At 71.0% G+C, this 13,075-nt stretch carries 14 protein-coding genes; 5 read left to right on the top strand and 9 right to left on the bottom strand.

Annotated elements, in window-relative coordinates; genetic code table 11:
- The first annotated feature begins 13 nt into the window (after nucleotides 1–13).
- Genes FLW16_RS34260 through FLW16_RS34270 form a run of 3 tightly spaced genes read left to right on the top strand, consistent with a single transcriptional unit; the run spans nucleotide 14 to nucleotide 2,411 of the window.
- The gene (locus FLW16_RS34260; protein WP_142564519.1) at nucleotides 14–658 is read left to right on the top strand and encodes a DUF6758 family protein; all 645 of its coding nucleotides are present in this window, start codon (nucleotides 14–16) and stop codon (nucleotides 656–658) included.
- Between the two features lie 42 nt (nucleotides 659–700).
- Entirely contained in the window at nucleotides 701–1,411 is a 711-nt protein-coding gene (locus tag FLW16_RS34265; protein ID WP_142564521.1) for an MBL fold metallo-hydrolase, read from the top strand.
- Between the two features lie 4 nt (nucleotides 1,412–1,415).
- Nucleotides 1,416–2,411, top strand: a complete 996-nt coding sequence (locus FLW16_RS34270) for a PD-(D/E)XK nuclease family protein (RefSeq protein ID WP_142564523.1) — start codon at nucleotides 1,416–1,418, stop codon at nucleotides 2,409–2,411.
- On the opposite strand, the gene FLW16_RS34275 is transcribed toward FLW16_RS34270, so the two are convergent.
- The 3 genes from FLW16_RS34275 to FLW16_RS34285 form a co-directional block, all read right to left on the bottom strand.
- Nucleotides 2,362–3,273, bottom strand: coding sequence for an oxygenase MpaB family protein (locus FLW16_RS34275; RefSeq protein WP_142564525.1), 912 nt, complete (start codon nucleotides 3,271–3,273; stop codon nucleotides 2,362–2,364). The two genes, FLW16_RS34270 and FLW16_RS34275, sit on opposite strands and share 50 nt — an antisense overlap.
- A gap of 10 nt (nucleotides 3,274–3,283) precedes the next feature.
- The gene (locus FLW16_RS34280; protein ID WP_142564527.1) at nucleotides 3,284–4,168 is read right to left on the bottom strand and encodes an alpha/beta fold hydrolase; all 885 of its coding nucleotides are present in this window, start codon (nucleotides 4,166–4,168) and stop codon (nucleotides 3,284–3,286) included.
- 304 nt (nucleotides 4,169–4,472) lie between these two features.
- On the bottom strand, nucleotides 4,473–6,434 hold the full coding sequence (locus tag FLW16_RS34285) for a DEAD/DEAH box helicase (protein WP_221891421.1): 1,962 nt from the start codon (nucleotides 6,432–6,434) through the stop codon (nucleotides 4,473–4,475).
- Nucleotides 6,435–6,890: 456 nt separating this feature from the next.
- Between FLW16_RS34285 and FLW16_RS34290 the strand changes: the two genes are divergently transcribed.
- Complete coding sequence (locus FLW16_RS34290) at nucleotides 6,891–7,550, top strand: ferritin-like fold-containing protein (protein ID WP_142564531.1); 660 nt, start codon at nucleotides 6,891–6,893, stop codon at nucleotides 7,548–7,550.
- A gap of 453 nt (nucleotides 7,551–8,003) precedes the next feature.
- Here FLW16_RS34290 and FLW16_RS34295 read toward each other — a convergent pair whose 3' ends face one another.
- The 5 genes from FLW16_RS34295 to ligD (FLW16_RS34315) all read right to left on the bottom strand — a co-directional run bounded on the left by FLW16_RS34295 (nucleotide 8,004) and on the right by ligD (FLW16_RS34315) (nucleotide 11,097).
- Nucleotides 8,004–8,234: a DUF3107 domain-containing protein gene (locus FLW16_RS34295; protein WP_139579282.1), complete on the bottom strand. Its 231-nt coding sequence runs from the start codon at nucleotides 8,232–8,234 to the stop codon at nucleotides 8,004–8,006.
- 94 nt (nucleotides 8,235–8,328) lie between these two features.
- Nucleotides 8,329–8,949 carry a TetR/AcrR family transcriptional regulator gene (locus tag FLW16_RS34300; RefSeq protein WP_030507436.1) on the bottom strand — a complete coding sequence of 207 codons (621 nt, stop codon included), beginning with the start codon at nucleotides 8,947–8,949 and terminating at the stop codon, nucleotides 8,329–8,331.
- A gap of 72 nt (nucleotides 8,950–9,021) precedes the next feature.
- Complete coding sequence (locus tag FLW16_RS34305; RefSeq protein ID WP_079315499.1) at nucleotides 9,022–9,222, bottom strand: hypothetical protein; 201 nt, start codon at nucleotides 9,220–9,222, stop codon at nucleotides 9,022–9,024.
- 67 nt (nucleotides 9,223–9,289) lie between these two features.
- Complete coding sequence (ligD, locus tag FLW16_RS34310; protein WP_142564533.1) at nucleotides 9,290–10,171, bottom strand: non-homologous end-joining DNA ligase; 882 nt, start codon at nucleotides 10,169–10,171, stop codon at nucleotides 9,290–9,292.
- Nucleotides 10,168–11,097, bottom strand: coding sequence for a non-homologous end-joining DNA ligase (gene ligD, locus FLW16_RS34315; protein WP_260615884.1), 930 nt, complete (start codon nucleotides 11,095–11,097; stop codon nucleotides 10,168–10,170). Before ligD (FLW16_RS34315) ends, ligD (FLW16_RS34310) begins: the two co-directional genes overlap by 4 nt.
- A gap of 104 nt (nucleotides 11,098–11,201) precedes the next feature.
- Here ligD (FLW16_RS34315) and FLW16_RS34320 point away from each other — a divergent pair, with 104 nt between their 5' ends.
- Nucleotides 11,202–12,113 carry a Ku protein gene (locus tag FLW16_RS34320; RefSeq protein WP_142564537.1) on the top strand — a complete coding sequence of 304 codons (912 nt, stop codon included), beginning with the start codon at nucleotides 11,202–11,204 and terminating at the stop codon, nucleotides 12,111–12,113.
- 234 nt (nucleotides 12,114–12,347) lie between these two features.
- Here FLW16_RS34320 and FLW16_RS34325 read toward each other — a convergent pair whose 3' ends face one another.
- Nucleotides 12,348–12,650: a hypothetical protein gene (locus tag FLW16_RS34325; protein WP_142564539.1), complete on the bottom strand. Its 303-nt coding sequence runs from the start codon at nucleotides 12,648–12,650 to the stop codon at nucleotides 12,348–12,350.
- Nucleotides 12,651–13,075: the final 425 nt, after the last annotated feature.

The following is a 13,075-nucleotide window of genomic DNA, read 5'->3' on the forward strand; positions in this document are numbered from 1 at the left end:
ACCGTGAATATTTGTGAGAACCGCGCCAACATGTCCGCGGTGCTTCGGGCCGCTACACGAACCGAACGTCTGGTCGAGTTCCTGGCGATGCGCCGCCCACGGGGACGTCCTGCCCTTCCAACCGCCCCGCCGGCCCTCTCAGGCCGCTCTGGAGGCCCTGTGCGAGGCGGCCAGGGTGCCCGTATGGCTCCCGTGGCCCCTGCCCTCCGGATGGCTGGTGACGGGCTTCGGCGAGGTGGGTGACGAGCGCTCCGGCATGAGGGCGAGCGTCGTCGCCCTCTCCGGCCCGTCGGTCACCCACGGTCCCGCCGACATGCTGCTCATCGCAGAGGAACCCGGCATCGGTCTCGGCGCCGCGTACGCCGGGCTGCCGGGCCCGGACCCCGGGGCGGGCTTCGACGCCGGTCCCCCGCACGCCAAGATCGACGCACGCGGCCATCCGACCGCGCTGTGGTGCGCGGGGCGGGGGGTGCCGGGAGACCGGGCCGTCTATGTGGGCGAGGCCCTCGGCAACTGGCTGTGGACGGTCGCCTGGCCGGTCGAGGCCGGCTGCTTCATCGCGCTGGCCAACCTGTCGCTGCGTGACCTGCGGGACCAGGACCAGGCGCTCGACCTGCCCTTCGGCGCCTTCTCGCCGCGCCTCGACGGGGATGTCTAGTACGGCGGGTCCGAAGCGTTGGGGATAGTAAGGTTCTGAGCCGTGACAGCGCGCATCGAACGAGTGGTGACCTCGGGCCTCGTGGACATCGAAGGCGACGAGCACAAGGTCGAGAACAACACCTGGATCGTGGGCGACGACGACGAGGTGATCGTCATCGACCCGGCGCGGGACGCCGACAAGATCCTGGAGAAGGTCGGCGACCGCGAGGTCCTCGCCGTCATCTGCACCCACGGCCTGCCCGACCACGTGGGCGCCGCGATCGAGGTGGCGGCCAGGGACGAGGCCGTGATCGCCGTCCACCCCAAGGACAAGCGCCTGTGGCGCCAGACCTGGGAGGAGACCTGGCCCGACATCGAGATGGAGGACGAGGGGCTGTTCTCCGTGGCCGACGTCGAGCTGGAGGTGCTCTCCACGCCGGGCGTCACGCCGGGCGGCGTCTCGCTCTACTGCGAGGGCCTCGGCGCGGTCTTCACCGGCAAGACCCTGCTCATGGACGGCCCCGGCAAGCTCGGCGGGGAGTACCCCGCGCTCGCCGACCAGCTCACCTCGATCGGCGAGAGGCTGTTCACGCTGCCGCACGAGACGAGGGTTCTCCCCGCGCACGGCGAGGAGGGCAGGATCGGCGACCTGGAGCCGGAGTTCGACCGCTGGCTGTCGGGGTCGCTGACCGGCGCCCAGGAGCCCGAAGCGGCGCCGCCCCTCGTGGACGGCACCGGGGCGTCCGGCATCAAGCTGAACCTCGACGAGTAGGGCCGTGGAGCAGCTCGGCCTCGACGGCATGCCGAGGCGGCTCTACACGTGCACTCCGTCGCGCCTGAACACCTGGCTCGACTGCCGGCGTCGCTACCGCTTCACCTATCTCGACCGGCCCGCGCCGCAGAAGGGGCCCCCGTGGGCGCACAACAGCGTGGGGGCCTCCGTCCACAACGCGCTGGCCGCGTGGTGGCGGGAGCCGTACGACCGGCGTACGCCGGTCATGGCGGCCGTGCTGCTCACCAACGGCTGGATCCGCGAGGGGTTCAGGGACGAGGAGCAGTCGGCCGCGTGGCGGGACCGGGCCCGCGAGATGGTCTCCTCCTACGTCGCCACGCTCGACCCCGGTGACGAGCCGGTGGGCGTCGAGCGCACCGTCGCCACGCGTACGTCGGTCATCGCCGTCTCGGGCCGCGTGGACCGGCTCGACCGGCGCGGGGACGAGCTGGTCGTGGTCGACTACAAGACCGGCCGCCGCCCGTCGACCTCCGACGACGCCCGTTCGTCGATCGCGCTGGCCGTCTACGCGATCGCCTCGTCCCGCATGATGCGCCGGGCCTGCCACCGGGTGGAGCTGCACCACCTGCCCACCGGGACGATCGCGGAGTGGGAGCACACCGACGAGTCGCTCGCCCGGCACCTGAGCCGGGCCGAGGACATCGCGACGGAGGCGGCCGACGCCGACGACGCCTACCGCGAATGGGCCCGGAACGCGGGGGAGGGCCGTGCCAAGGGCGCCGTTCCGGCCCCGCGGCGGGAGAAGGGCGCGGGGGCGCTCCCCGTGCCGGAGATCACGGTGCCGCCCGAGATCGACCGGCTGTTCCCGCCGGAACCGGGCCCCATCTGCTCCTGGTGCGACTTCCGCCGCCACTGCCCCGAGGGGCGGGCCGCCTCGCCCGACCGGCTCCCCTGGGACGGCCTGGCCGAGACGCCCGGCTCTTCCGGCCTCAGCCCCGCGCAGGGCCGGGACGGCGGCGAGGATCGACCAGCGCCCTGAGGCCCTTGCCGACGTCGTATCCGGCGCCGCCCAGGCGTTCGCGCGAGGCCCGCAGCATCGTCCTGGTGCCCTCGTCCAGCACCTGCTGGTGCAGGAAGTCGGGAATCGTGTTCATGGTCAGCCGGAAGGCCCGCAACGCCGCCGTGACCGCGATCTGGGGCACCTCGGGAAGCGTGCCGTACAGGCGGCGGGCCCAGTCGGGCAGCGTGTAGTAGCACAGGGCGCCGAACGGGAAGTAGGCCGGCTTGGCCGGGGACAGGAAGCGCATGCTCTCCGGCAGGCGCGGCCAGAGCAGGAAGCGCACGGCGGCGGCCGATTCGGGAATGACCCGCAGGACCGGCCGCATCCGGGCGAAGTAGTCGTTCATCTCGCCGACCGAGCCGGGCACGTCGTCCGCGTGAAGCCCGACGTACGTGGCGCTGCGCCGCTGCTCCGCGAGGTACTGGTCGGCCTGCCGGTCGCTGATCGGGGCGCCCGCGCGGCGGACGACCTCCAGGTAGGACGTCACCTCCGCGCAGTGGACCCACAGCAGCAGCTCGGGCTCGTCCACCCGGTGGGTCCTGCCCGTGTCGGGGTCGCGGATGCGCAGGGTCCTGTGGATCGCGCGCACCCGCCTGCCGATCTCCTCGGCCTCCTCGGGGCTGCCGTACGTCACGCGGCCCACGAAGTCCGCCGTGCGGCGCAGCCGGCCGAAGGGATCGTCCCGGAAGTTGGAGTTCTGCCACACGCCCCGCATCGCCAGCGGATGCAGGGCCTGCAGCATCAGGCCGCGGACGCCGCCCACCCACATGGTCCGGTCGACGTGGACCAGCCACGTCGCGGACTCCGGAGGCTGGGCGGTCAGGCCGCCTGTCGCGGGCATGGCGACCGGGTCATCCGTGCTGGTGCTGGAGCAGCCGGCTCTCCGCCGTGTTCCAGAATCGGGTCAGGGCCGCCGCGGTGGTCTCGGGGGCCTCGACGGCCGGCGAGTGGAGCGCCCCGGGCACCACGACGCACTCCGCGTCGAGCCTGCGGGCCATCTCCGCCTGCAGCAGCGGGGGCCAGCCGTCGTCGTGCTCGCCGTACAGGACCAGGAGGTCGAGCCCGCACCCGGCCAGTTCCGCACAGCGGTCGGGAGCGCCAAGGACCTCGTGCGCCATCGCCACGAGACCGGTGGGGTGGTTGGCGAGCAGCCGTTTGCGCAGGAACGCGACGATGTCGTCGGGGACGCCCGCCGCCAGCGCCTCGGGCTCCATCCTGTTCGACCACATGTAGTCGAGGCCGTACTCGGGAAGCTCGGCCAGCATGATCCGGCCCATGCGCTCGCGCGGCCCGACGATGCCCGCGGGCCCCGAGCTCATGAGCGTGAGCGAGGCGAGCTTGGCGGCGCCGTTCAGCGCCGTCTCCCGGGCGACGAGGCCGCCGAAGGAGTGTCCCAGCAGGTGGACGGGCTCACCCTGGCCGACCACCGCGGCGATCGCGTCGATGTCCGCGCCGAGGGCCCTGCACGAGTACGCCGACGGATCGTCCGGGCCCGGCGTCTCGTACTGCCCGCGCATGTCGACCGCGATCACCCTGCGGCCGGCCTGCGCCAGCGTCTGCAGCACGGCGATGAAGTCCTCCTTCGACCCCGTGAAACCGGGGACGAGAAGGGCAGGCCAGCGCTCGGGGACACCGCTGGACGGAAGCGCTTCGAGGGCCGCGAACGAGCCCAGCGGCGTCTCGATCTGCTCACTGCTGACACCCGGAGGAAGGGTAAGGAACCGTGGCGTGCTCACGAGGCCTCCTCCACCTCACCCCGGATCCCGGGAACCGATGGGCCGGGCCGGCCCCACGTCCTGGACCGTCTGCTGAAGGCTCGCTCACTCACGTGGCATCACGATACCCAGGGAAGATCCCGGCGACACTGCCGAAGGGACTACGAGGGTTTCGGACGGTCATTGCGCATGCCTCCTGTCCAGGTCATACCCACTGCGGGCGAAGCGGCCCTCAAAGAACGGGGGCAGGGAGAGCGCCGGTTGTCCGGTGCCCTCCCTGCCCCTGCGGTCGTGCTCATCGCCGAGTCGAGCCTGTGCCGGCCCCTCACCCCGTACGGCGGGGACGCGGCCGGGGCGGGCGGCGCCGCTGCTGGGCGCGCTCGCTCGCGGCGGACGGCGCGGGATCGTCGTCATCGGTCGCGAGGTCGGGAGACCTGAACACGATCATGAACGGACTGGCCGGGACGATCCGCTCCGGCTCCGGCTGCGGCTGCGGGGCCGGTCGCTCGGCGGGCTCGTCGGCGACCTCGGTCACGGGCGCCTCCACGGCCGGCCCCTCCACCGGGATCGCCTGGTCGGCGGTCTCGGCGGCACGGGTCCTGCGGCGCCGGGCCGGACGTTCCTCCACCTGCTCCTCGACCGCGGGCGCCGGGTCGGCGGCGCGGGTCCTGCGGCGGGTGGTCCTGCGGGTGGCCGCCGCCTCAGGCTCCGGCCCGTCACCGGTCTCCACGCCGTCCACAGCGCCCTCTACCGGGCCGTCCTTGCCGGGCCGTACGGCTGTGACGTCGGCCAGCGCGCCGGTCAGGGCCGCAGCGTTCGCGCCCCTGCGCCCACGGCGCCCCGGCGCGGCCTCGGCAGCGGTCTCCAGAGAGAGCTCCGCATCGGCATCCACAGCGGCCTCGGCAAGAGCCTCCACAGGGGCCTCCAGCGGAGCCGGCGCCTCGGTCTCTCCCGAGGGAGCCCCGACGTCCTGGAGGCGGCCTCCACGGGTCCGCCGCCGCTCGCGGGTGCGGGCGGGGCGCTCGCGGCGCTCCTCGGTGTTGTCGCGGGTGTTCTCGCGGCCGTTGTCGCGGGTGTTGTCGCGGCCGTCCCCGCGGCGGGACTTGCCGCGGGTGCGGGTGCGCCCGGTCTCCCCGAGGTCCTCGATCTCCTCGGCCTCCAGGCCCGCCCGGGAGCGCTGGGCGCGCGGCAGCACGCCCTTGGTCCCCTCGGGGATGTCGAGGTCGGCGTACAGATGCGGGGAGCTCGAATAGGTCTCGACGGGCTCGGTGAAGTCCAGCGAGAGGGCGTTGTTGATGACCTTCCAGCGGGCCAGCTCGGTCCACTCGACGAAGGTCACGGCGACGCCCGTGCGGCCCGCCCGGCCCGTGCGGCCGATCCGGTGGACGTATGCCTTCTCGTCCTGCGGGCAGTCGTAGTTGACGACGTGGGTGACGTCGTCGATGTCGATGCCGCGCGCCGCGACGTCGGTGGCCACCAGCACGTTGATCTTGCCGCTGCGGAACGCCCGCAGCGCCTGCTCGCGCTGGCCTTGGCCGAGGTCGCCGTGGACGGCCGCCACCGCGAAGCCCTTGTCCTTGAGCTGCTCGGCGACCATGTCGCAGGCCCGCTTGGTCTCGCAGAACACCATCGTGAGCCCGGCGCCCCTGCTCTGCAGCAGGCGGGCCACGATCTCGATCTTGTCCATGCGGTGCGTGCGGTAGACATGCTGCGTCGTCAGCGTGGTCGTCTCGGCCTCGGCCGTGCCGCTCTCCGCCCGGACCCGGGTCGGCTGGGTGAGGTAGCGGCGGGACAGGTTCACGATCTCGCCGGGCATGGTGGCGGAGAACAGCATGGTCTGCCGCTTCTCCGGCACCAGCCTGATGATCCGCTCGATGTCCGGAAGGAAGCCGAGGTCCAGCATGCGGTCGGCCTCGTCGAGGACGAGCATGGTGATCTGGCCGAGGTCGAGGTGCTTCTGCTTGACCAGGTCGAGCAGCCGCCCCGGCGTTCCGACGATCACGTCGACGCCGTTCTTGAGCGCCTCGATCTGCGGCTCGTACGCGCGCCCGCCGTACACGGTGAGGATGCGCGACCCCAGCTTCCCGGCGGCGAGGACCAGGTCCTCGGTCACCTGGAGGGCCAGCTCGCGGGTCGGCACGAGAACCAGGCCGCGGGGCTTCTTGCGGTTCTTCCTGGGTTTGCCGACGAGCTGGAGCATGGCGACGCCGAAGGCATAGGTCTTGCCGGTGCCGGTGCGCGCCTGTCCGATGACGTCCTGGCCGGCCAGCGCCAGCGGGAGCGCCATCTCCTGAATCGGGAATGGTGAAGTGATGCCCTCGGTCTCGAGCGCATCAGCGATCTCTGGGATGACTCCCAGGTCTCGGAACGTCGTTGTCAGCGTGGCCTGCCTCAATCAGTGCGAAGGCGGCCCTCCGGGACAGCCGGCCGGCAGAGCCTCCCCGGTCCGGGTCCTCGCGGACAGTCGCGCCCTCGTCGTGAATCAGCGACCGCGGCATCCAGTGGTTCCTGGGGGTCCGGGGATGGCCCCGGATCGACACAGGGATCGATACGGTGATCGACACCGTACTGATCCACGCAGTGCGGTCGCACTTCCACGAAGCAGTCTACTCGATACCACAACACGGAACCGATTTCTGCGTCTTCTCGCTAAAAGCTCTTGCTGTGCCGGAGGGGAAGCCGCCGGGAAGCGGGTGACGAGCGGGGCGCCGGCGAGGCGGCGCGGGAGCCGTACGCTGCACCCATGAGTGATTCCTCTCCCGGGACCGTGGACCTGCTCGGTGTCCTCGCGTACGCCGAGCTCACCGCCTTCCTCCGGCTGGCCGAGGACGCCGCACTGCTGGCTCCGACGCTGAACGACAGGGCCGCCCTCGGGGACGTGGCCGCGACCGAGTACGGGCACTTCCGGGTGCTGCGGGACCGGCTGGCCTCGCTCGGCGTCGATCCTGAGGAGGCCATGGCCCCCTTCGTGGAGGCGATCGACGCCTGGCACGCCCAGACGAGGCCGAAGGACTGGTACGAGGCGCTCATCAAGGCGTATGTCGGCGTGGGGATCGCGGGCGACTTCTACCGCGAGGCGGCGCGCCGCACCGATCCCTCGATCAGCGCCCTGGTGGACGAGGTGCTGACTGACGAGAGTCGTGGGGAGTTCGCGGTGGAGCGGGTGCGTGCCGCGCTGGACGCCGACCCGCGGCTGTGCGGCCGTCTCGCGCTGTGGGCGCGCCGCATGGTCGGCGAGGCGCTGAGCCAGGGGCAGCGGCTCGCCGCCGTCCGGCCGCAGCTCGCCGCCCTGCTGGTGGGCGAGGAGGGCGAGAACCTGGCGGAGGTCGGGCGGATGTTCGCCAGGCTGACCGAGGAGCACGGCAAGCGGATGGCCGCCCTCGGCCTCACGCCCGGTCCGTGATCTTCATGGCTTCGGGCGGGGACGTCGATGCGGCGCTTCGCGCCCTCGATCCCCGCTGACCTGGCGCGAATCCTGAAACGGCGGTGATCGGGAGGGCCGGGAGCCCGCCCCGGACACCGGCCGGTCAGGCGTTCATGGGTCGCGCACGTGCCAAACGGATGTACGGTGCGAGCATGAGGGCCTCGCGCCGCTACGGCACTTCCTTGACGAGATGTGGGCCGAACACCTGGACTCCGCGTGCGGTGTTGCGGAGAGGAAGCGCGGGCTGTCCGACGATCAGCGGGAGGCGGGATCCCCATCACGCGGATCTGACCCGTCGCCCCCGCGGATGCGGTTACCGACGCACCTGACCGCGGGCCGATCACCTCAGCGCGCCGATCACGGTCGGCCGCCGGGGCGGCGCGCGTGGTGGGCGCGCGCCGCCGGCCGGCCGGTGACGATGGCGGAGGCGCTTTAGAGCGTCCCGCCGAAGCCGACGGGGCGCGACTGGTCCTCGCCGATCTCGACGAAGCCGAGCGAGTCCACGGGGACGACCACTCGGCGGCCCTTCGTGTCGGTGAGCGAGAAGACGCCCTTGTCGGAGGCGAGCGCCTTGCGGAGCTCCTCCTCGATCTCCTCGGCCGACAGGTCGGTCTCCACGACGAGCTCACGGTGCACCGACTGCACGCCGATCTTTATTTCCATCGGGCTCCCCTTTCGCGAGGGCTGTTCCCTGTCCATCGTCGTCGCCTCGGGGAGCGGTCAGCTCCGTGATCGCGTGAAGCGAACAGGATTCCGGTCAGCCGGTGCGCGGGAAACCGCTGATGCCGCGCCAGGCCAGGCGCGCCATCAGCTGGGTCGCCGCCTCCTTGGGGATCGAGCCGTGGCTGCTCAGCCAGTAGCGCGCGCTCACCTCGGCCATGCCGACCAGGCCCACGCCGAGCAGGTGCGCCTCGTCGCTTGAGCAGCCGGTGTCCTCCTGGATCACCCGGCTGATCGCCTCGGCGCTCTCGTGCAGCGAACGCTCCATCCGCTGCCGTACGGGCGCGACGTTGCGCAGGTCGGACTCGAAGACGAGCCGGAACGCCTCGCCCTGGCTGGAGACGAAGTCGAAGAAGGCGCCGATGGCGGCCTGCACCCGCTGCTTGTTGTCGGTGGTGGACTCGAGCGCCTGCCGGCATCGGGTCACCATGTCGTCGACGTGCAGGTCGAGCAGCGCGAGGTACAGCTCCAGCTTGCCCGGGAAGTGCTGGTAGAGCACAGGCTTGCTCACACCGGCCCGCTCGGCGATCTCGTCCATCGCCGCCGCGTGGTAGCCGTTCTCCACGAACACTTCCTGTGCCGCGCTCAGCAACTGGCGGCGGCGGGCCATCCGGGGTAGCCGGGTGCCCCGGGGCTTGGCGTCCGGGGTAGCGGTCACGGCAGTCTCCTTGCAAGATGCGCATCGGGGGCTCCCGCCCCGCGGCCTCATCCTACGTGTCGGTAATCCGGATCAGCGATAGTCGTCGTCGTCGAGGTCGACCGTACGCTCCTGCTCGGCCACGTCGGCCGGGTCGGCGTCGAACGGAACGCGCTCGGGCCAGCGCCTGTCGTCGGCGACCTTGACGAGCTGGTGCTGCTCGACCGCGTCGGCCTCCGGGGCCTCGATCGAGATCTCCTCGACCACCTCGTCGAGGGGGTCCATCTCGGGCATCTGCTTGTCCTTCCGTTCGAAGGTCGGCTGCGACAGGTCCCACACTACGGCCAGGGTGGCGGCCGGGCTAAGCGGTGAGGGGTGCGAACAGGTCGCCGTGTTCCGCCACGCGCCGCAGCACGTCAGACGCGGTGAACACCAGCTGGTCCGGGCTGTCGCACGCCTCGACCTCCTCCCACAGCAGGGGAGTGGACGCGGTCGGCCGCTCGGCGGCGCGCAGGGAGTAGGGCGCGATCGTCGTCTTGGCCGGGTTGTTCTGGCTCCAGTCGATGAAGACCTTGCCCGGCCGCTCCTTCTTCGCCATCACGCTCGTCACGAACGGATGCTCGGCCTGCATCCGCCGGGCGAGCGCCTTGGCGTAGTCGGAGGTGCCCGGGCCCCGGTCCCAGGGGACGTAGAGCTGCATGCCCTTCTGGCCGCTGGTCTTGGGGTGGCTGTCCAGGCCGTCGTCGGCCAGGGCCTGGCGCAGCAGGACGGCGACCCGGCAGCAGTCGACGATCGTGGCGGGGGCGCCGGGATCGAGGTCGAAGACGAGGGTGTCCGGCGGCTGCGGCTCGCCGTCCTTGGCCACCCGCCACATGGGCACGTGGATCTCCAGGGCGGCCAGGTTGGCGTAGTAGACCAGGGTCGGCAGGTCCTCCACGACCGCGAAGTCGATCTCCTCGCGGTTCTTGGTGCTGCCCGGTGCGGGCAGGGTCACCGTACGGACCCAGTCGGGCGTGTGCTCGGGGACGTTCTTCTCGAAGAAGAACTGGCCGTCGACGCCGTTCGGGTAGCGCTTGACCGTGAGCGGGCGCCCCTTCAGGTGCGGCAGCAGGACCGGTGCGATCCGGGTGTAGTAGTCGATCACCTCGGCCTTGGTGAACGCGGCGTCGGGATAGAGAACCTTGTCCAGGTTGGTCAGGACAAGCAGGCGGCCCTCCACCTTCACCCGCACCTTATCCGTCATCGCTGCTCCTCCCGCCGCACCTCCGCGGGGATCTTGTCGGCGCGCACGCCCCGCCACACGGGGGTGCGCAGCCGTCCGTCGCGCGTCCACATCGTGAACGCCACCTCGCCGACCACTTCGGGCCTGACCCACCGGGCGTTCCTGGAGATCTCCCTGGGAAGCCCGCCAGAGAAGGGGCTCTGCCCGATCTCGAGCGGCTCAATCAGGCGGAGGACGTCGCCGAGCATCGCGTCGGTGAACCCGGTGCCCACGTGGCCGACGAAGAGGAACTCGGCCGGGGAGGCCCTGGCGTACATGCCGAGCAGGAGCGAGCCGACGCCGCCCGCGCGGCGCCCCTTGCCCGGCCGCCAGCCGCCGACGACCACCTCGGCGGTGCGCAGGTTCTTGACCTTGATCCACCACTCGGCCCTGCGCCCCGGCCGGTAGGGCGAGTCGAGGCGTTTTGCGACCACGCCCTCCAGCCCCTGTCGCCTGGTCGCCTCCAGCACCGCCGGTTCGCAGGGAAGGTACGGCGGCGCGCCCAGGCCGAGCGAGTCGAGCAGCGCCCGCCGGTCCGCGTACGGTAGGTCGAGCAAGGTGTGACCGTCGAGATGGAGCAGGTCGAAGGGCACATAGGAGACCGGCAGCCGGCCGAGCAGGTGGGCCCCGGCGGGATCGGTGATGTGCATGCGTCTTTGCAGCCGGGCGAAGCTGGGCCGGCCCTCGGGGTCGAAGGCCACCACCTCGCCGTCGACGACCGCCCTGCGCCCGGCCAGCGGGGCCATGGCGGCGGAGATCTCGGGATACCGGGAGGTGAAGTCGGCGCCGTGCCGCCCGCTGACCCGCACGCCGCCGTCGACGTACGCGAGCGCGCGGATGCCGTCCCACTTCACCTCCAGCGCGTACGCCCCAGGATCGGAGGGGATTTCTCCTGGAATGGCAAGCATCGGCTCGATCGGATACGGCACCGCCATAGTGGGTACCTGCCCATGAGGTAACTCCCTTGAATCCCACCATGGCGTTGTTCGAACACAGAGACGAGAATGTGGCTATGCGCAGCATCTGGAAAGGCGCGATCTCGTTCGGTCTTGTCACCATCCCGGTGAAGCTCTACTCGGCGACCGAGCAGAAGGACGTCACGTTCCACCAGGTGCACCGGGAGGACGGCGGAAGGATCAAATACAAGAGGGTCTGCTCGGTCGACGGCGAAGAGGTGCCCTACTCCGACATCGCGAAGGGGTACGAGCTCGCGACCGGCGAGATGGTCGTGCTGACCGACGAGGACTTCGCCGACCTGCCGCTGACCACCTCCCGCAGGATCGACGTGCTGCAGTTCACCCCCGCGGACCAGATCGACCCCATCTACTTCGCCAAGTCCTACTACCTGGAGCCGGACGGGCAGGGCGCCAAGCCGTACGTGCTGTTGCGGGACGCCCTGGAGCGGTCGGGACAGGTGGCGGTCGTGAAGGTCGCCCTGCGGCAGCGCGAGTCGCTGGCCGCGCTCCGGGTCCGCGACGGCGTCTTCGTGCTGGAGACCATGCTCTGGCCGGACGAGATCCGCGAGGCCGACTTCGGGTTCCTGGAGGAGGACGTCGACGTGCGGCCCCAGGAACTGAAGATGGCCGAGTCCCTGATCGACACGATGGTGGCGGACTTCGATCCCGCGGAGTACAAGGACGCCTACCGTGAGGCGCTGCAGGAGGTCATCGAGGCGAAGGTGGCGGGCAAGGAGGTCGTCGCCCCCGAGGCGCCCGCCGAGGCCGGGCCGGCCGTCGACCTCATGGCCGCGCTGCGGGCCAGTGTCGAGGCGGCCAAGCGGGAGCGTCAGGGTCCCGCCGCGGCCGCCAAGTCGCCCGGCAGAGCCGCCAAGGCCAAGGCCGCCGCCTCGGGGAAGGCCACATCTGACGGTGCGGACGAGGAGGAGAAGGCGCCGAAGAAGCGGAAGACCCGCCGCTCCGCCTGAGCCCGCCAGGTCTGTTCGGATCTCTTCTGTTCGGATCTCTCCAGAGGAGCCCCGGCGGCAATGCCGCCGGGGCTTTCTTCACGGTACGGAAGTGGGCGATCCGTACAGGGCCGCAAGCTCTCGGCCGCCCGTTCGCCGCCGCCCGATCGCCACGGAGATGGCGGAGGCGTGATCAGGGCGGGCCCGGACACCGCGGCTTCGCGCCGACGGCCCCGTACGACTGGGTGTCATCCGTCAGTCGTCGTCGTCGCCGTCGATCTCGAGGACGGCGTCACCGGATGCGTGTGCCTCGACGGGCCGGATGACCTTCTTCTCCTTCTTGAACTTAAGGACGCGGAACTCGTTACGGTTGACGGCCGTGTTACGGCAACCGCGTCCGCGACGTCCGCAGTGACCCGGGCCGTGGCCCCAGTTGCTGCTGATGGTCGGGGTGCCAGGGGTGGCTGCGTGGGCCGTGGTGGCGCTCAGGGCGAGCGCGCCGCCGGTGATTGCCGTGCTGACCGCCAGACCGGTGATGACGTTCCGGAATTTGGGCATTGAGGTCCTCCTCGAAGGATGGAGTGCCCGAGTGCGACATTCCCGGTGACTGTCGGAAATGTCCGGGTGATGTCCTGTATGTCCGGTCATCGCCCGTGGCGTCTTAATTGCCGATGTGGCCTGCCGACAAACTCGGCCGGAGGGGATTTGGGCTCGCGTTGTGGTGCGATGCCCCGGGATAGGCGACCGCTGACCTGATCGACGTTCACGTCTGACGTGCCCATGCGGAATCGGGGGTACGTTCCCCGCCGCGGTGGTCCTCAATCCCCGTTCTCGTTCGCTTCGGCCAGTGAGAGCCGGTTCGCCGAGGACGGTGCCGTGCGGTGACGGTGGCGGGATCGGGCGCGCAAAGGTCAGGGCTCCGGCGAGGATCTCGCCGGAGCCCTTGTCTCATGCCATCCGATGGACGGTGTTTTCAGGCCTCC

It is taken from the genome of Microbispora sp. KK1-11, assembly GCF_006874435.1.
Classification (GTDB): domain Bacteria; phylum Actinomycetota; class Actinomycetes; order Streptosporangiales; family Streptosporangiaceae; genus Microbispora; species Microbispora catharanthi.

Bases quoted from the DNA above. Each gene is read 5' to 3' on its own strand.
- FLW16_RS34275 (WP_142564525.1), bottom strand. From the start codon at position 3,273: ATGCCCGCGACAGGCGGCCTGACCGCCCAGCCTCCGGAGTCCGCGACG.
- FLW16_RS34285 (WP_221891421.1), bottom strand. From the start codon at position 6,434: ATGGCGCTCCCGCTGGCGCTGGCCGGCCAGGACGTCATCGGACAGGCG.
- FLW16_RS34290 (WP_142564531.1), top strand. From the start codon at position 6,891: ATGAGTGATTCCTCTCCCGGGACCGTGGACCTGCTCGGTGTCCTCGCG.
- FLW16_RS34295 (WP_139579282.1), bottom strand. From the start codon at position 8,234: ATGGAAATAAAGATCGGCGTGCAGTCGGTGCACCGTGAGCTCGTCGTG.
- FLW16_RS34305 (WP_079315499.1), bottom strand. From the start codon at position 9,222: ATGCCCGAGATGGACCCCCTCGACGAGGTGGTCGAGGAGATCTCGATC.
- ligD (WP_142564533.1), bottom strand. From the start codon at position 10,171: ATGACGGATAAGGTGCGGGTGAAGGTGGAGGGCCGCCTGCTTGTCCTG.
- ligD (WP_260615884.1), bottom strand. From the start codon at position 11,097: ATGCTTGCCATTCCAGGAGAAATCCCCTCCGATCCTGGGGCGTACGCG.
- FLW16_RS34320 (WP_142564537.1), top strand. From the start codon at position 11,202: ATGCGCAGCATCTGGAAAGGCGCGATCTCGTTCGGTCTTGTCACCATC.
- FLW16_RS34325 (WP_142564539.1), bottom strand. From the start codon at position 12,650: ATGCCCAAATTCCGGAACGTCATCACCGGTCTGGCGGTCAGCACGGCA.